Source organism: Micromonospora sp. CPCC 205561 (genome assembly GCF_036906775.1).
In the GTDB taxonomy this organism is placed as follows: Bacteria; Actinomycetota; Actinomycetes; order Mycobacteriales; family Micromonosporaceae; genus Micromonospora.
On the sequence record NZ_JBAKHV010000010.1, the window covers coordinates 15,738 to 32,466 of the forward strand.

A 16,729-nucleotide genomic window follows, 5' to 3' on the forward strand; every position below is an offset into this window, starting at 1 on the left:
GCCCGGGGACGGCGCGTGGGGCCCCCGTCGCGCCACCGCCCGGCGTGTCGCGTACCACCCCGTCGCCCCACCCGTCCGGGGCGGCCGGGCCGGATCGTGGGATCACCTGACCCGGCCGCGATGGGCGACCGATACCCTGGGGTCGTCCGACACGCGCCGCCGGCCCCGATCCGGCGGCGTCGGCACGCTCAGGGTCGTCGCTGGGAGGGAGTGCACCGTCGTGGCACTCGTGGTGCAGAAGTACGGCGGGTCCTCCGTCGCCAACGCCGAGCGGATCAAGCGCGTGGCCGAGCGCATCGTGGCGGCCCGCAAGGCCGGCGACGACGTCGTGGTGGTGGTCTCCGCGATGGGGGACAGCACCGACGAGCTGCTCGACCTGGCCAACCAGGTCAGTCCGCTGCCGCCGGGCCGCGAGCTGGACATGCTGCTGACCGCCGGGGAGCGGATCTCCATGGCGCTGCTCGCCATGGCCATCCACAACCTGGGGTACGAGGCCCGCTCGTTCACCGGCTCCCAGGCCGGCGTGATCACCACGTCGGTGCACGGCCGGGCGCGGATCATCGACGTCACCCCGGGCCGGCTCAAGGGCGCGCTCGACGAGGGGGCCGTGGTCATCGTCGCCGGCTTCCAGGGCGTCTCGCAGGACACCAAGGACGTCACCACGCTGGGCCGGGGCGGCTCCGACACCACCGCCGTGGCGCTCGCCGCCGCGTTGCACGCGGACGTCTGCGAGATCTACACCGACGTCGACGGGGTCTTCACCGCCGATCCGCGGATCGTCCCGAACGCCCGGCACATCACCCAGATCACCTACGAGGAGATGCTGGAGCTGGCCGCCTGCGGCGCCAAGATCCTGCACCTGCGCAGCGTGGAGTACGCCCGCCGGGCGGGCTTGCCGATCCACGTCCGTTCGTCATACTCGACCAACACCGGCACGATGGTCACCGGATCGATGGAGGACCTTCCTGTGGAGCAAGCACTGATCACCGGGGTCGCCCACGACCGCAGCGAAGCGAAGATCACGATCGTGGGCGTACCCGACGAGCCGGGCGCCGCCGCGCGGATCTTCGACACCGTGGCCGACGCCGAGATCAACCTCGACATGATCGTGCAGAACGTGTCCACCGAGGGCACGGGCCGCACGGACATCTCCTTCACGCTGCCCAAGGCCGACGGCCCGACGGCCATGGCCGCCCTCAGCAAGATCCAGGAGCCGGTCAAGTTCAAGGGCCTGCTCTACGACGACCACGTCGGCAAGGTCTCGCTGATCGGGGCCGGGATGCGGTCGCACCCCGGCGTCGCGGCCGGCTTCTTCGCCGCCCTCGGCTCGGCCGGGGTGAACATCGAGATGATCTCCACCTCGGAGATCCGGGTCTCCGTCGTCTGCCGCGACACCGACCTGGACGCCGCCGTGCGCGCCATCCACGAGGCCTTCGACCTCGGCGGCGACACCGAGGCCGTCGTGTACGCGGGGACGGGACGGTAGCCACCGTGCCGCCGTTACCCACCCTGGCCGTGGTCGGGGCGACCGGTGCCGTCGGGACGGTGATGTGCGAGCTGCTCAGCGGGCGCAAGAACGTCTGGGGCGAGATCCGGCTGCTCGCCTCGGAGCGCTCGGTCGGGCGGCGGCTGCGCTGCCGGGGTGAGGAGCTGACCGTCCAGGCGCTGACCCCGGAGGCGTTCGACGGCGTCGACGTGGCGATGTTCGACGTACCGGACGAGGTCTCCGGGCGATGGGCGCCGATCGCGGCCGGCCGGGGCGCCGTCGCGGTGGACAACTCCGGCGCCTTCCGGATGGACCGCGACGTCCCGTTGGTGGTGCCGGAGATCAACCCCGAGCAGGTGCGCAACCGGCCCAAGGGCATCATCGCCAACGCCAACTGCACCACCCTGGCAATGATCATCGCGGTCGCCCCGCTGCACCGCGAGTACGGCCTGCGCGAGCTGGTGCTCGCCTCCTACCAGGCGGCCTCCGGCGCCGGCCGGGGCGGCGTGGACGCCCTGCACGCCCAGCTCACCAAGGTCGCGGGGGACCGGGTGCTCGGCTCGCGCCCGGGCGACGTACGCCAGGCGGTCGGCGACGAGGTGGGCCCGTTCCCGGCGCCGTTGGCGCTCAACGTGGTGCCCTGGGCCGGCTCCCTCGCCGACGCCGGCTGGTCGTCCGAGGAGATGAAGCTGCGCAACGAGTCGCGCAAGATCCTCGGGCTGCCCGACCTGAAGGTCTCGGCCACCTGCGTACGGGTGCCGGTGGTCACCGGCCACTCGGTCGCGGTGCACGCGGTCTTCGCCACCGAGGTGGCCGCCGAGGGCGCCCGCGAGGTGCTCCGCAACGCGCCCGGGGTGATCGTGGTCGACGACCCGGGCGCCGGCGAGTTCCCGATGCCGATCGACGCGGTCGGCACCGACCCCTCGTGGGTGGGGCGGATCCGCCGCGCCGTCGACGACCCCCGCGCCCTGGACTTCTTCGTCACCGGCGACAACCTCCGCAAGGGCGCGGCCCTGAACACGGCGCAGATCGCAGAACTCCTCGCCAAGGAACTGACGGCCCGCTGAGCCGTCGCCCGTACGCCCACCGCGCCGGGCCACCCCGTTCCCGTCTCCGTCCGCTGCCGCCCGTCCGTCGCGCGGGCCCCGGGGCCGGGTGGTGCCGGGTCCGGGCCGCGTCGTGCCCCGGGGCGCTCCGGGTGGCCCCTGCGCGGGGGGACGGAAAGAGGCGCCGGACGGCGGCGAATTGGTTCGCGGCACGCGCGCGTCGCGGTGAAGAGTGCAATTTCCAATCGTGGAATTTCCACCGCATGGCGACCGGGCGCGGCTCGTGTCCCGATCCCGACAGTCGCGCGCATTGCTGACCGAACCGCCGCCCGGGCGCGCCATCCCGCGCAACGCTCCGGCCGATGTTGCAGCGACGACACGCCGGAGCGGGAGATTTTCCCGTCGGCGCCGTCCCACCGGAGGAGAGGGGTGATCGTCGGGGGTCGATGAGGTCGCGGCCGTCCGGCGCGCCCTCGTCCGCTCCGGGGGTGCCGGTCGGCGGGCCCGCCACGCTCGGAAAGTCGCATTCGTCAACATCGATCTGATGTGCTCCGGGCGTCGTGAGATCGGCTTCGGCCGTCGCTCCGCCCGGCGGCTACCTGCCGGTAATGTCCTTTTGGCTCCCGCCCGCCCGAACCCGTGGCGCGCCCGTCGACTGACCGTCGATTAATCCTGGGCCGTCCCTCGGTGAGGTCTCGCGTTCGGTGGATGTGGCGGGGGGCTGTTCGGGTCGGTGAAATGGCGCGTCCGGGTCGCCTCGGGACGGAGCGTCGTGGCATGATCACCATCAGCTGAAACTTTCTCCGGACGGGAGAGGTGGATCAACCCGCAAAGGTGGCGAAAGGGGCGCGGCATCGACTGGACACGGTGGCGGCGCAAGCTCGTGCGTCGATGTGTTTCATCTCGTTGCAGGTCCGGCTCCGTGGGTTGAGGTATCCCGCGAGATCGGGAAACCTGTAGCCGACTCGACCGCCAGTTCGGTCGATCAGCGCTACCTGGTTTTCTCCATCGGGAAAACCTCCGAGTTGCTGCCTGCTGGTCCGGGCCGATTTCGGGGAAAGCGCAATGGAAACCCCTCGTTGCAGCGGGGGGTTTCTGTTTTCCGGCGCATTTCGACAATTTCGATTTCTCGATGGGTGCGCCCAGGACGGACGTACGGTTTTCTTCCTGGTTTCCCGCATTGACGGCGACGGGGTGCGCCGGGTCGTCGCCCTGGCCGTTTCAGCTTGATTCAGGTGCTTCAGTTGGCCCGGTTCCGTGCCCGATGATGGTCGGGTACCGCCGAACACCTGGCTGCAACCGGGGGCGGTGCCGGGCCCGCGACGCGGGCCCGAGCTGTGATGCACGAACCGACTCCCCCGGGAGGCCCGGACCAGCACCACCGGGGCGGAGGCGCCGCCTCCGCCCCACCCGCCGGGGGCGGACGCCGCCCCTGGCCAACTCGGAGGCGGCCGCACGGCCGCCACGGACCGAAGGAGTTCCGAGCCGGATGACCGAACAACCATCCCTCGACCCCCGCCAGGCCGCCGTCCCGTGTGGCGTGTCGGCACCCCGGCGACCGGCCCCGCCCCCGGGCGGCTGGGGGCCCGGGCTGATCGTGATCGTGATCGTGTTCGCCACGTCGGTGGCCCTGCTGCTGTCGGGCCGGCCGCTGGACGAGGCCCTGCCGGCGGCGGGTGCGATCGTCCTGCTGGCCGGGGAGGTGGCGCGCCGGATGGTCGGCGTCCACGGGCCGCTGCCGACGGCGCTCGGGACCGCCACGGTCGCCGCTCTCGCCGGCGCCGTGCTGCTGGCGGGCCGGCCGCCGACCGAGGTCGCGGTGGCGGTCTGCCTGACCGGCGTCCTCGCCGGCCGGGTCTCCGCCTGGCTGCTCGGCACGACCGGCCCCCGGTGGGGGGTGTAGCGCCGACAGGTCGCGCCGGTGCCGGACGCTGGTCCGGCACCGGCGACGACGGCGCGCCGCCGATGGGTACGAACACGATCGACGCCGGGCACGGGGGCCCGGGGCGCGAGGCCGGAACCTCCCACCTCGCCGAACTCGTCCGCCTGTTGAAGCTGACCTACCGGCAGGCCGGTAATCCGTCCTACCGGGCGATCATCCGAACCACCTCCATCGGCCTGTCGACCTCCACCATCAGCCGCATCTTCAACGCGAAGAAGCCCCCGAAGTGGGAGAACCTGACCGAGCTGCTGCTCGCGCTGGGGGTCCCCCGGGAGGACATCGAGACCACCTGGCACCGGCGCTGGATGCTCGCCGACAACGAGGCCAACCCGTTGACGGAGGTGGAGAACGCCGGCGGGGAACTGCTGCCCGCCGGACGCCGGCCGAAGGATGTCGAGGTGTGTCACCGGTGCGGGGCGTGGATCGCGGACACCGCGCTGCACACCCGGTGGCACGCGGGCCTCACCCGGATCGAGATGTCGCCCAACGAGCCGAAGCCGGTGGGCGCCGCGCGTCGCCGACGCTGAGCGTGGCGGACGGTCAGGCGGCGGCCAACCGGACGCCGTCGCGGCCGTGCCGCTTCACCGCGTAGAGCGCCTGGTCGGCGCGGCGGAGGGTGGCCTCGGGGGACTCGTCGGGGCGGGGGAGAGCCACCCCGACGCTGATCGAGCGGCCGATCTGCCGTGCCGCCTCGGCCAGCCGCTCGGCGATGCGGACCGCCTCGTCGGGGCGGCTCACCTCGATCACCGCGACGAACTCGTCGCCGCCGGTCCGGTAGAGCTCGTCGCCGTGCCGCAGCGCCGCCTCCAACGCCCTGGCCAGCCGGACCAGCACGCGGTCGCCGGCCTGGTGGCCGTACGTGTCGTTGACGGTCTTGAAGCCGTCCACGTCGATCGCCAGCAGGGCCGTACGGCCCGGCGTCGCCACGGCGATCCGCCGGCCGAACGGCCCCGTGTGCCGCAGGCCGGTCAACGGGTCCGAGTTGGCCTGCTCGCGCAGCCGGGCCAGGCTGCGCAGCCGGTCCAGGCTGCTCCACGCCTGGCCGGCCAGCAGCTCCAGCAGGTTGACGGTGGTCGGATCGGGGCGCAGCAGCCGGGCGTCGGCGACGAGCAGCACCCCGCCGCCGTCGGGCGGCCCGACCGGCACCGTGACCAGGGTGCGCACCCCGGCCCGGGTCAGCGGCCGGTGGTCGGGGATCGGCGGGTGCCCCGCCTCGCCGAGCGTGTAGCCCACGCCGTGCCGGTGGGCGCGGGCGATCAGCCGCCCCAGCGCCGCCGGCCCCGCCTCGGAGAGCTCCGCCCGGATGCGGGACTCCAGCTCGCCCGGGGGGAGCGGCGGCGCGTCCAGTCGGGGCCCGTCCGGCCCGGCGAGCACCAGCACCGCCGCGGCGAGGGTCGACACGTCCCGGGCCGCGCCGAGGGCGGCGGCGAACAGGTCCCACTCCGTCGGCGCCGAGGTCAGCGCCGCGGCGTGCCGCAGGAGTTGCTCGCTGCGGCTCTCCGCGGGCGGCCCGCCGAGCGCCACGATCCGGGCCCCGAGCCGGGCGGCCAGCCGCTCGGCGGTGGCGCGCCACGGGGCGAGGTCGACCTGCCCGGGCCACTGGAGATCCAGTACGCCGATCGGCCGGCCGGCCGGGTCCAGCACCGGTACGCAGACCTCGGCGGTCACGTCCGGGCGCACCGGGATGTAGTCGGGATCGTCGGCGACGTCGGGTACGACGGCGGTCTCGCCGGAGGCGTACACCCGGCCCACGATCCCGGTCTTCGGCGGAACGGTCGAGAAGACCTGCCAGGAGCCGGTGGCCGCCACGCAGCGGAGCCGGTCGTGAACCTGGAGCAGGACGGAGATGGTGGCCGGCGCGTGCCGGGCGAGGGCGGTGACGGTCCATCGGCACGCCTCGGCGACGGTCGACGCCATGGGGAGGCGGACCGTGACGTCACGGATGACTCGCTCGTGATCCACTCGGCACGTCGTTCCAGCTAGGGAGGCTTCCGACCGGCGGTCGGGCCCGCGATCAAGCGTACTCAGCGGGAGCCCGGACCGCCCGGCGTCAAGATCGTCTCTGTCTTCGTACACATGTTCCATCCACAGGCTGTGGACAGCGCCTGTGGGTTCAGCGGGCCGCGCGGCGGGGCCCGCGGCGATAGCGTGAGGTTCCCGGTCGAGTGGAGGCACGATGCTCATCGCCCAGCTCAGTGATCCGCACGTGACCACCGGCGTGCTCGCCGCCGAGCCGGCCGCCGGCCTGCACCGCGCCCTCGGCACGGTGCTGGCCCTGAACCCCCGGCCCGACTGCGTGGTCGTCACGGGCGACCTGGTCGAACGCGGCCGTCCCGACGAGTACGCGGCGCTGCGCGAGATCATCGGCCGGTTCCCCCTGCCGGTGCACCTGGTCGCCGGCAACCACGACGACCGGGAGTCGCTGCTCGACGTGTTCGGCGGCAGCCCGTCGCTCGGCGGCGGCTACTCGGCGCACTACCACGTCGACCACCCGGAGGCCACGGTCGTGGTGCTGGACTCCCTGATGCCGGGCGGGGACGGCGCCGGCTGCCTCGGCGAGGACCAGCTCGGTTGGCTCGACGGGGTGCTGGCCGGCCGCCCCGAGGTGCCGGCCGTGGTCTGCCTGCACCACCCGCCGGCGCCGGTCGGCATCCCCGCCCTCGACGGCATCCGGCTGACAGACGGCGACGCGCTGGCCGAGGTGGTGGCCCGGCACCCGCACGTCGCCCGGGTGGTCGCCGGGCACGTGCACCGGGCGGTCACGGTGACCTTCGCCGGCACGGTGCTCACCACCGCGCCGAGCACCTGGCGGCAGAGCACCCTCACCATGAGCGCGGACGAGCGGCTCGGCTGGGTCGCCGAGCCGACCGGCTTCCTGCTGCACCAGGTCGCCACCGCCGGTTGCGTCACGCACCTGGTGCAGGTCAGCCACGCCGCCGGCGCCAGCTGCCTCTTCTGAGCCCGGCGCGGGCACGGCGGTGGGCGAGGTCTGGTACGTCGCGTACGGGTCGAACATGCTCGCCACCCGGCTCGGCTTCTACCTGGCCGGGGGCTGCCCGCCGGGCGGGCGGCGGACCTACCCGGGCTGCCGGGACCCGCGCCCCCCGAGACGTACGGTGCCGGTGTGGCTGCCCGGCGGGGTCTACTTCGCCGGTGAGTCGGGCGCCTGGACCGGCGGGATGGCGTTCTACGACCCCGCGCTCCCCGGCCAGGCGGCGGCCCGCGCCTACCTGCTCGACGCGGGGCAGTTCGCCGACGTGGCCGCCCAGGAGATGTACCGGGAGCCCGGCGCCGACGTCGGCCTGGTCGCCGAGGCCGTCGCCACCGGGAGGGCCACCCTCGGCCCCGGCCGGTACGAGACCCTGGTCTGCCCCGGCCGGCTCGACGGCGTACCGCTGCTCACCTTCACCGCCCCGTGGTCGGCGGGCGAGGTGCCGTGGCGGGCCCCGGCGGCGGCGTACCTCGGCATGATCGCCCGTGGCCTGCGCGAGGCGCACGGCTGGGACGCCGACCGGATCGCCACCTACCTTTCCGCCCGGCCGGGTGTGGCCGGCGCCTGGGAGCCGGCGGCCGTCGCGGCGCTGGTCGCCGCCGTCGGCCGGCGCACGCCGCCGGCCTGACCGCCGGCCCCGGTGGGTCAGGCCTTGGCGGGGGCGGGCTCGGCGGCCGGCGGGGCGGCCGGGAGGCGACCGTCCTGGGCCGGCGTGAGCAGACGGCGCAGGGAGAACGCGACCAGCGAGGCCACCAGGCAGCCGCCGACGACCGCCGCGACCCAGATCCGGCCGTCGGCGGCCCCGATCAGCGGGCCGGCCGTGACCGGGCCGATCACCCCGCTGATGCCGAAGATCATCGAACTCATCGCGTTGTACCGGCCGCGCAGCTCGTCCGTGGCGAGCGCGTTCGTCAGCGCCGGCATCACCGGCGAGAGCAGCGTCTCGCCGAGGCCGAAGATCGCCGAGCAGGCCACCACGCAGAGGGCGGCGACCAGCGCGTTGCCCGGGCCGACCACGCCGCCGGCCCCCAGCACCAGCCAGGCGACCGCGAAGACCCCGCCGACGGCCGCCAGCGCGCCCGTCCGGCTGCGCCCCTCCATCCGCCGCAGCACCAGCAGCTGGGAGAGCACGATCATCACCGTGTTGCCGGCCAGCGCCCACGCGACGACGCGCGGCGTCACCTCGACCACCCGCACGGCGTACGCGGTGAAGCCGACCTCGATCTGCGCGTAGCCGCAGGTGGTCAGGACCAGGCCGAAGATGACCAGCCGCCGGAACGGGCGGTCGCGCAGCACGGTGAGGTAGCCGCCGGCCGACGCCCGGTCCCCGGCCGCCCCGGCGGAGAGCCGGTGACCGACGTGCGGCAGGGTCAGCAGGATCAGCGCGGGCATCAGGTAGCTGATCGCGTCGAGCACGTAGATCGCCTGGAAGGTGACCGCCCGGGTGGTGTCGACGATCGCGCCGGAGGTCAGGCCGCCGACGCCGATGCCGAGGTTGAGCAGGGCGAAGTTCAGCCCGAAGACCCGCTGCCGCTCGTCGGCGTCGGTGATCGAGGCGAGGATCGTGTTCTGCCCGGGCCAGATGACCGAGCTGCCCATCGCGACCAGCGTCATCACCGCGAACGCCGAGGCGCTGGAGTCGACCAGCGCCAGCGACCCGGTGCCGACCGCCTCGATCAGCAGACCCGACAGCAGGATCCGGCGGGCGCCGAACCGGTCGATGAGCGCGCCGCCGATCGGCGACAGGGCCAGGGTGACCACGCCGTACCAGCCGATCACCAGGCCGGCGCGGGTATCGCTGAGGCCCCGGACGTCGGTCAGGTAGATGAAGAGGAACGGCAGGGTGAGCCCGCGCCCGATCGCCGACAGGAGGGTGCCGAGGAGCATTCGCCGGGCTTCCCGACGGCGGGGCAGGGCGCGACTGAGCATCCCCCGATTCTGTGCTGTGGGTGTGACGCGACGCGAGGGTTTTACCGCCCCGAGTTGCGGGCGCGGCCGGCGTCGCGGCCCCCGGCCCGGGCCGGCGGCGTGTCGGTCCCCTCTGGGATGCTGGGCGGGATGACCACCACCTGGCGACACCTGCCCGCGCCCGCCCGCGAGATCGCCGCCGCCGCCACCGACGCGGTCGCCGCCGCCCGCGAGCGCGACCCCGAGGCGTACGACCTCGCGGTGGCCCGGCTCGGCGCGGCCGAACGGTCCGGCCTGGTGCTCGGCGCGGTGGTCCGGCTGCTGCTGGAGGAGAGCCACCCCGACGGCCTGGACGGCGAGGACGTCCGCCAGGTGCTCGAACGCTGCGTGCGCGGCGTGGCACCATGGCGGCCCGACGTCGACCCGCACGTGGTCCTCGTCCTGCTGGCGGGAGCGCTCGGCGTCTACGACCCGGTCGACGACGAGATGCCACCCGACCCGCCCGACCTGGCGCGGCACGCGCCGCTGCTCGTCGCCGACCTGATCGCCGCCACGGGCCGCCCCCTCGACGGCTACCTGGCCGCCGCGTTCACCGAGATCGAACGCACCGAGCGACAGGACTGAGCGGGCCGCCACCGCACGGGCACCCGCTCCCACGGCCCGCACGACGGCCCGGTCGGCGTCACCCCGCCGCACGTCCGCGTACCGCCGACCGTCGCGCCCGGACGGAGCGGACAGGACACCCCGGCGGCGGCGGAGACTGTTAAGCTCCCGCCACTTTGCTGTCAGCTCTCGAACGCCGGCACGACGGCGATCCGCCCGCGCCGCACGTTCCCACGGCAGGAACAGCCTCCCGAGCCTTCATCTTCTGCGTTCCAAGGAGGACGAGCGTGGCCAGACGTGCGCTCCTACGCGGCGGCATCGCCGCCACCATGTCGTTCACACTCGCCATCGGGCTGGTTCCGCTGACGACCGGTGCCGCCGGCGCGGCGGCAGCCACGGCGGAGGTGCTCATCCCCGCCCCCACCGTCCTCCGGCCCCGGACGGCCCTGTTGAGCGCGGGGCCCTCGGGCTTCCTGCGCCACGAGTACGGGCGCGGTCACCTGTGGACCAGCTACGCCGGCGTCGACACCGTCGTCGACGCGTCCGCCACGGACGTGCACACCATGCCGGACTTCGGTGCCGGCTCCGACGTCGTCGCGCGGTACGACGCGACCGCCAGGACCGTGAAGCTGCGGGACATGTCCGCCGGCGGGTCCCGTACGGTCGCGCTTCCCGCCGGCCACGAGTACTCCGGCACGCTCGGCTGGACGGTCGTGACGACGACGGGAAGCTCCGGCGCCGCCGACATCACGTGGCATCTGATCGACACCCGTGCGGACGGCTCCCACACCCGGCGCGCCGTGCAGGGCGTCCCCGCCGGGATCACCGCGACGTTCGAGACCAACGACCCGCTGGGCGACGCGCGCGGACAGGTCGTCCGGTACCGGATGGCCGAGGGCGGGCGCACCGGCTGGCTCGACGTCGACCAGGGCCGGTTGGTGCCGCTGCCGCAGCGCGGTGACCAGACCGAGGGTCAGGTCGTGCTCACCCCCACGCACCTGCTGTTCTGGCGGTGGGCGGACCGGTTCGTCGCCATCCACCCGCGCGACGACCTGACCGCGGCCCCGCGAACGGTGCCGCTGGCCGCCGACGCCCAGCTGCTCGGCATGGTCGGCGAGACACTCGTCGTGTCCCGGCACGACCCCTCCCTGGGGCGACACGCCTACGACCTGCCGGTGTGGCGGGTCGAGGCGGTCGCCCCCGACGGCTCCACCGTGAAGACGCTGCTGGCCCGGTCCGCCGGCCGTGGCGTACCGACCCCGGGCGGCGGGCTCCTGGTGGCGGGCGGTCCCGGGACCGACTGGGACCAGTGGGGGGTCTCCCTCGTCGAGGCCACCGACGGCGGCGCGGTGACGGTCCGCAGGATCGCCGGGGCTCACCCGCAGAGGCTCCAGAAGACGGTGGACGAGTTGTCCCTGACCCAGGGACGGCTGGACACCCTGGAGTACGACCCCTCGATCGAGAGGCGACACCTCTTCACCCGGGACATCGGCGTGACCGGGCCCCTCACCGTCGGGGCGCGTCTCGCCCGCGGTGCCGTCCACGAGGGCTGCGCCTTCCCGGTGTGCGTCAGGCAGCACCCGACCGGTGACGGCCGGACCGTCGTCTCGGGTGTCACCGGCACCCCGCAGCCGCACCTGCTGGAGCCGGACCAGCCCCTGCCGGGCACCCCGGTCGACAGCTCCCGCAGCTACGCGTCGGTGGCGGCCGCCAGCGGCCGGTTCGTCGCCCTGCGGACGCGGACCGGCACCGGGACGGGGACCCCGGCACCCACCCCCACCGGCCCGGACGAGGGCGCGTCGGAGACGCGGGTCGTCGACCTGGACACCCGGCAGACCGTCTTCACCACGACCGCCGGCGTCGCGGCGATGTGGGGCTCCACCCTCTGGGAGCGGGTCGGCAACGATGCCGTGGCCCCCGTCGACGTCCTGACCGGACAGCGGGGCGACCAGGTGTGGTTCGGGCGCGGGTGCCTCCTGGAGGACTTCCAGGCCGTCGGCCGGTGGCTGCTGTGGACCTGCCTCGGCTCGGCGGAGGGTCAGGGTGTCCACGACACCGTCACGAAGCGGAACCTGACGCTCGTCTCCGGCTCCGGCTGGTCGCGCGCGAAGCTCGGTGACGGCTTCGTCGCGTCCGAGGCGGACGGGCAGCTCCGGGTGACCGACGTGCGCAGCGGCACGCCCGTGTCGCACCACCTCGGCGAGTTCAGCTCGTGGCGTCCCTGGGACATCGACCCGTACACCGCGACCATCGCCCACGTCGGCGCCGACAGCGGCATCCACCTGGTCCCCAGCGGCATCCCGGTCTCGCCCCTCGTCCAGCTCGACGCCGCGGTCGCCCCGGCGGCCCGGATCAAGGGAAGCGCCGGGCACTGGAAGCCGAAGTGGTGGCTCTCCAAGCCGGCCGCCTCCTGGACGCTCGTGATCACGAACCCGGCCACCGGCGCGACCGTCAACACCCTCTCCGGCGGCCTGGCCCGCGGCCTGGTGACCACGACGTGGAACGGCCAGGACCGCCTGCGCCGGCCGCTGCCCGACGGCGCGTACGCCTGGACGCTGACCGCCACGCCGGCCGACGGGCAGGGCGCGGTGCTCACCCGCTCCGGCACCGTGAACCTCACCAACGAGTGCCAGATCGGCCGTACGCGAAGGGCCGTGGGCTGTTCGTGACCGGACCGCCGGGCGGAGCACCGGGCACGACGCCCGGCGTACCCGCGCCGCTGCCGTAGCCGGCGGCCGTACGCACGCGAGAGGGCACATCCGACGACCGGATGTGCCCTCTCGCGTGTCGCCGTCACGAGGTGCGCTGAGACGCGGTCGACCCGGGGCGGGCGCTCTGCTCCTCCGCAGGAGCGGCGACCGGTGGGAACGAGTCAAGGCCCCTCCGTGGAGGGGCCTTGACCTGCTCTTACCTCTGGTCGGGGTGGCCGGATTCGAACCGACGACCTCTTCGTCCCGAATTAAGTCCGGCCACCTCTCGTGCTCCAGAGTCTGGCAATATACGCAGGTCACGCTGTCCGTATCTGATGGTCTACGTGCACATGCGCTACTCCTTTCAAGATCATCTACCGGGATTCTCCCTGCTTGCCCGACGGCGGCCGTGCGCGTGATACCCAAGTCGCAGCTACGCTCATAGCGCTCGCTAATCTCGCGCGGTGATCCGTAAGCTCGCCGCTTTCTCGCTGCTGCTCGTCTCCGCGTGTGCGCCCACCGAGCCGCCCGACTCTCCACAGGCCAGCCCAACTGCCCCCTCAGACCAGTACGCTGCCGGGGCATGCACCATGGTCGCCCGAGTGATCGAAGAGCAGGACGTCCGCTTCACCTCAAGTTCAGGGATCGCAATGCGCGCCGTCGAAGCGGCAGATCCCGGCGTCAGGGAGGCCGGCCAGCGACTGGCCCTGGTCACCAAGGAAGCCGGAGACCTGTTTGTGAAGAACGACCGCAGCGTTGACCTGGGCCCGACCAACGCGCGAATGGCCGAGGCGCAGCGGGGCTTGCTCGCGGCGTGCACCGAACTGTTCGGCGCCCAACCGTGGCCATTCGCCAAGACCCCGTCGCCGAAGGCCACCGACTGATCCTGCGGCGGACAACTCTCCGTGTAGTCCTCGCGGCGTCTGCTCCCGAGGTCACGGGCTCTGCTGAGGCTCGGCTCGGCCGGGTTCAGCTGGCACGGTTTGCTGTACTTCGCTGCTGTCCTGCTGGCATCAGACGAGGCGCTGGATGCGGACCTTGGGCTGCTCGTTTCTCAGGTGGCCTTGCTTGTGTTGGCGGACCTGTTCGTCCCAGACCTCCTGGTCGTAGTCGGGGTCGGGTGGGATCCACTTGTGGGAGCCGTCGCTGTAGTGGAACTTCTCGTCGCCGACGCGCAGGATGCTCATCGGGTCCAGCCGAGGAATCGGTGGTGCAGGTGGCCGGCGGGGACGTGGGCCAGGTCCTGGGCGGCGTCGACCAGCTGGGCGGCCAGATAGAGCGCTAACGACACCGTGGCGCGGTCGCACTCCGCTCGCAGCTCGCGCCGTCGGGGCTGGCAGGGCCAGTCGGCACCGCATCCGCCGCACGTCCAAGCCGGTATCACCGGCAGGTGTGTCGTCATCGCGGCGCATTCTGGCTCGGCCAGTGGCCGCCGTTGATCGGGAGGGGATGACGGCTTCGGCAGGGTAGGTCGCTTCCGCAGCGGCAGATACGCCGCCAGTGCCGCCATGACCAGACAGGCCGGTGCCGGCGGGCGAGCGTCAACGCCGCCGCCAAGACGTACTCGTCGTAGGACACGCGTCGCCGGCTGTTGTTCTGCCTCTGGTGGTAGCCGGTGTCCCGCACGGGACCTGCGGTCGGAGAAGTTGCAACGTTCGGTCTGGTCACCGTGCCTCCCGCCGACGCTGAGGATCCCGTGGGCACCCGGTCAGCCGTGTCCGGAGACAGGGCACCCACGGCAGGACGCCCCGGCCGCCAAGCTGGGTAGCCCCAGAAGCAACTTAGGACGCAATGTGCGCAGGGTCAACAGCTACGACACATAGCGTTGTAAGTCGAGCCCGCGATGTGGTCTGCTTGCACCAGCCGCCAAGCTGGGAGCACCACCTATGTCTGAAGCTGCCTACCTACAGGTCGCCCGGGATATCCGAGAGCAGGTCAGCTCCGGTCAGTTGAAGCCGGGCGACAAGCTGCCCTCGTTCGCCACCCTCTGCGAGCACTACAAGGTCAGCAACACCGTCATCCGCGCCGCCATGCTCCTGCTCAAAGCCGAGGGCCTGATTGACGGCCGGCAGGGCAAGGGCGTCTACGTCACCAACCCGCTTCCCCGGTAAGCCGGGATCACCTTCAGAGGCGCGGACGCCTCGCTTACAAGTTCTGGGCGCCTCCGCTGTGAAGAGGGGGCGCGGCGGCACTGCCTTGGAAAGACCTGATGCCGCCGCGCCGGCTGGCGACGCGACCAGGCCCGGTTCTCACACCGACCGTACCGGCCGCGCCCGGGAACTACTCTTGTGACCGCACGGCTACGCGCCGAAGCGCCTCGATGCTTTCAGGACCTTTCACGGGGGATCCCCGACAGAGGCGAACCGGAGCACTTTCATCTCGACTTCGGGTGCTGCTTCGCCACGTCCCTGGACAGCACAGCTAGGCCGTGCTCCGGTCGAAGAGGTCGGCCGTCGCAAGGTCGAACAGGCTGTGTACGCGAAGGATGCCCTCGGGCGCCGCGGCCCCGTACGTCTGCTGCCGGTCTAGCCAGCATCCCCGTAATCCCGCGGCGGCGGCGGCCAAGGCATCGCCCTCAAGATCGTCACCGACGTACAGAACCTCGGAGGGTTCCCAGCCCATCCGCTCGCAGGCGCCGAGGAAGCTTGTGGGATTCGGCTTCGAAGCACCGACGTCGGAGGGTGTGAACAGCGGTGGCGTCGAGGGGAGACGGAGCGAGGCCAGTTTAGCTTCCTGCTGCGCGCGATCGCCGTTGCTCAACACCGCCACACCGGCGGGTGCCCCGCCGAGGAAACGCATCATCTCCGGGACGTCGCTATACGCTGCCCAGGAATTCTCATAGTGGCGCAGGTAGATCGTGAAGAGGTTATCGGCCTGGTCGTCGCTCACGGCTCCGGTGTCCCGTCCATAGGCGGACAGCACACCACGGAGCCTGGCCCGCCGTTGTTCCTGGAAGGTCATTGTCTTGTCCAAGTACGCCCGCATGTGGACGGCCTCCAGCCGCTGCCACTCTGTGTGAGCCTCGTACCGCGCCTCCTCGTCGAGGTCGGGAAGCCATTGCAGGCAGGCGGCGAGGAATGCCTTCTCCGCGGCACCCCTGTGGTCCAGCAGAGTGCCGTCCAGGTCCAGCAGGACGGCTTTCACACGCATCGTCATCACACGACTCTCTGGAAGTCGACCGCTGTCCGCACGGCGCTCACGGTATCGCGGGTCATGGTCCATGGGTTTCCCCGTAGCCGGACCCAGGGCATCACCGACCACTCGGCCGGAAGCGACGGCAGTTCGGCGTCCCGCCTGCGGCCGGTTCCTCAGCCGTTGCGGGATCATGGCGTCGCCGAAGTCCGTCATGTCGCGTTCCAGGACGATCCGCCGCTCGTCCTGGCCGACGTCGGTCAGCACCTCGATACGGGACGCCGCGAAGTCGGCCTCGCACAGCACCACACCGTGCAGCGGCACGAGCAATGACCAGCCACTACGTCCGGCAAGCCCTCACCGGGCCGTCATCACAACCCCCGGCTGGAGTACTAGGTACTCAGACGCACTGTCAGCCTGGGAGGTGCCTTGACCCGCGCACCTGCTCCTACAGCCGTCCTGGTAAGCACGTCGGCTCCCCGTCGACCCACTGTAGGAGCTGGACGGGCACCCGCGCGTCATCATGCAGGTGCTCCGGCACGCGGAGGTGGCGGTGGCGATGGAGATCTACTCGCAGGCGTCCTCGGACGCCACCCGCGACGCCCTCAAGCGGCTGGGGGAGAGCCTGCGGTGACGCCGCTGCTGTACTCGACTGCTGTACGAATGCATCAGGGGCCACTCTCATCGATGGAGAGTGGCCCCTGACCTCGGTCGGGGTGGCCGGATTCGAACCGACGACCTCTTCGTCCCGAACGAAGCGCGCTACCAAGCTGCGCCACACCCCGAGGCGTGCCGACAAATAGTAGCCCACCCCGCGCGGGGGTCAAACTCGGTACCCCCACCGTCGGGGCGGCCCCTGCCCCGGCGGCAGCCGCCAGGAACCGACCGCGCGGACCGGTTGATGTCGTAGACGATTCAGCTCGAAAGGGC

General features: G+C 72.4%; 14 protein-coding genes, 1 tRNA gene and 1 pseudogene. 11 read left to right on the forward strand and 5 right to left on the reverse strand.

Annotated elements, in window-relative coordinates:
• Positions 1-220: 220 nt before the first annotated feature.
• The 4 genes from V6V16_RS08485 to V6V16_RS08500 all read left to right on the forward strand — a co-directional run bounded on the left by V6V16_RS08485 (position 221) and on the right by V6V16_RS08500 (position 5,001).
• Positions 221-1,486 (forward strand): aspartate kinase, encoded by a 1,266-nt coding sequence (locus V6V16_RS08485; RefSeq protein ID WP_334561171.1) that lies wholly within the window; start codon positions 221-223, stop codon positions 1,484-1,486.
• A 5-nt stretch (positions 1,487-1,491) separates the two neighbouring features.
• Positions 1,492-2,553 carry an aspartate-semialdehyde dehydrogenase gene (locus V6V16_RS08490; RefSeq protein ID WP_334561172.1) on the forward strand — a complete coding sequence of 354 codons (1,062 nt, stop codon included), beginning with the start codon at positions 1,492-1,494 and terminating at the stop codon, positions 2,551-2,553.
• 1,468 nt (positions 2,554-4,021) lie between these two features.
• Positions 4,022-4,435 carry a hypothetical protein gene (locus tag V6V16_RS08495; protein WP_334561173.1) on the forward strand — a complete coding sequence of 138 codons (414 nt, stop codon included), beginning with the start codon at positions 4,022-4,024 and terminating at the stop codon, positions 4,433-4,435.
• Positions 4,436-4,497: 62 nt separating this feature from the next.
• Complete coding sequence (locus V6V16_RS08500) at positions 4,498-5,001, forward strand: helix-turn-helix domain-containing protein (protein WP_334561174.1); 504 nt, start codon at positions 4,498-4,500, stop codon at positions 4,999-5,001.
• 13 nt (positions 5,002-5,014) lie between these two features.
• Here the strand turns inward: V6V16_RS08500 and V6V16_RS08505 are convergent, their stop codons facing one another.
• Positions 5,015-6,436, reverse strand: a complete 1,422-nt coding sequence (locus V6V16_RS08505) for a sensor domain-containing diguanylate cyclase (protein WP_334561175.1) — start codon at positions 6,434-6,436, stop codon at positions 5,015-5,017.
• 214 nt (positions 6,437-6,650) lie between these two features.
• Between V6V16_RS08505 and V6V16_RS08510 the strand changes: the two genes are divergently transcribed.
• The gene (locus V6V16_RS08510; protein WP_334561176.1) at positions 6,651-7,433 is read left to right on the forward strand and encodes a phosphodiesterase; all 783 of its coding nucleotides are present in this window, start codon (positions 6,651-6,653) and stop codon (positions 7,431-7,433) included.
• 19 nt (positions 7,434-7,452) lie between these two features.
• Positions 7,453-8,094 (forward strand): histone deacetylase, encoded by a 642-nt coding sequence (locus tag V6V16_RS08515; protein ID WP_334561177.1) that lies wholly within the window; start codon positions 7,453-7,455, stop codon positions 8,092-8,094.
• 17 nt (positions 8,095-8,111) lie between these two features.
• On the opposite strand, the gene V6V16_RS08520 is transcribed toward V6V16_RS08515, so the two are convergent.
• Complete coding sequence (locus V6V16_RS08520; RefSeq protein WP_334561178.1) at positions 8,112-9,395, reverse strand: MFS transporter; 1,284 nt, start codon at positions 9,393-9,395, stop codon at positions 8,112-8,114.
• A gap of 129 nt (positions 9,396-9,524) precedes the next feature.
• On the opposite strand from V6V16_RS08520, the gene V6V16_RS08525 reads away from it, so the two are divergent.
• The 3 genes from V6V16_RS08525 to V6V16_RS08535 all read left to right on the forward strand — a co-directional run bounded on the left by V6V16_RS08525 (position 9,525) and on the right by V6V16_RS08535 (position 13,551).
• On the forward strand, positions 9,525-9,998 hold the full coding sequence (locus V6V16_RS08525; RefSeq protein WP_334561179.1) for a hypothetical protein: 474 nt from the start codon (positions 9,525-9,527) through the stop codon (positions 9,996-9,998).
• Between the two features lie 266 nt (positions 9,999-10,264).
• On the forward strand, positions 10,265-12,646 hold the full coding sequence (locus tag V6V16_RS08530; RefSeq protein WP_334561181.1) for a FlgD immunoglobulin-like domain containing protein: 2,382 nt from the start codon (positions 10,265-10,267) through the stop codon (positions 12,644-12,646).
• Between the two features lie 485 nt (positions 12,647-13,131).
• Positions 13,132-13,551: a hypothetical protein gene (locus V6V16_RS08535; protein WP_334561183.1), complete on the forward strand. Its 420-nt coding sequence runs from the start codon at positions 13,132-13,134 to the stop codon at positions 13,549-13,551.
• 129 nt (positions 13,552-13,680) lie between these two features.
• On the opposite strand, the gene V6V16_RS08540 is transcribed toward V6V16_RS08535, so the two are convergent.
• Entirely contained in the window at positions 13,681-13,854 is a 174-nt protein-coding gene (locus tag V6V16_RS08540) for a hypothetical protein (RefSeq protein ID WP_334561185.1), read from the reverse strand.
• Positions 13,855-14,553: 699 nt separating this feature from the next.
• On the opposite strand from V6V16_RS08540, the gene V6V16_RS08550 reads away from it, so the two are divergent.
• Positions 14,554-14,778: a winged helix-turn-helix domain-containing protein gene (locus tag V6V16_RS08550; RefSeq protein WP_334561189.1), complete on the forward strand. Its 225-nt coding sequence runs from the start codon at positions 14,554-14,556 to the stop codon at positions 14,776-14,778.
• A gap of 310 nt (positions 14,779-15,088) precedes the next feature.
• Here the strand turns inward: V6V16_RS08550 and V6V16_RS08555 are convergent, their stop codons facing one another.
• The gene (locus V6V16_RS08555) at positions 15,089-16,123 is read right to left on the reverse strand and encodes an HAD family hydrolase (RefSeq protein ID WP_334561332.1); all 1,035 of its coding nucleotides are present in this window, start codon (positions 16,121-16,123) and stop codon (positions 15,089-15,091) included.
• A 172-nt stretch (positions 16,124-16,295) separates the two neighbouring features.
• Between V6V16_RS08555 and V6V16_RS08560 the strand changes: the two are divergent.
• Positions 16,296-16,433: pseudogene (locus V6V16_RS08560) on the forward strand (site-specific integrase); the annotation flags it as partial.
• 77 nt (positions 16,434-16,510) lie between these two features.
• Here V6V16_RS08560 and V6V16_RS08565 read toward each other — a convergent pair.
• Positions 16,511-16,584 (reverse strand) — tRNA-Pro (locus V6V16_RS08565).
• Between the last annotated feature and the right edge of the window lie 145 nt (positions 16,585-16,729).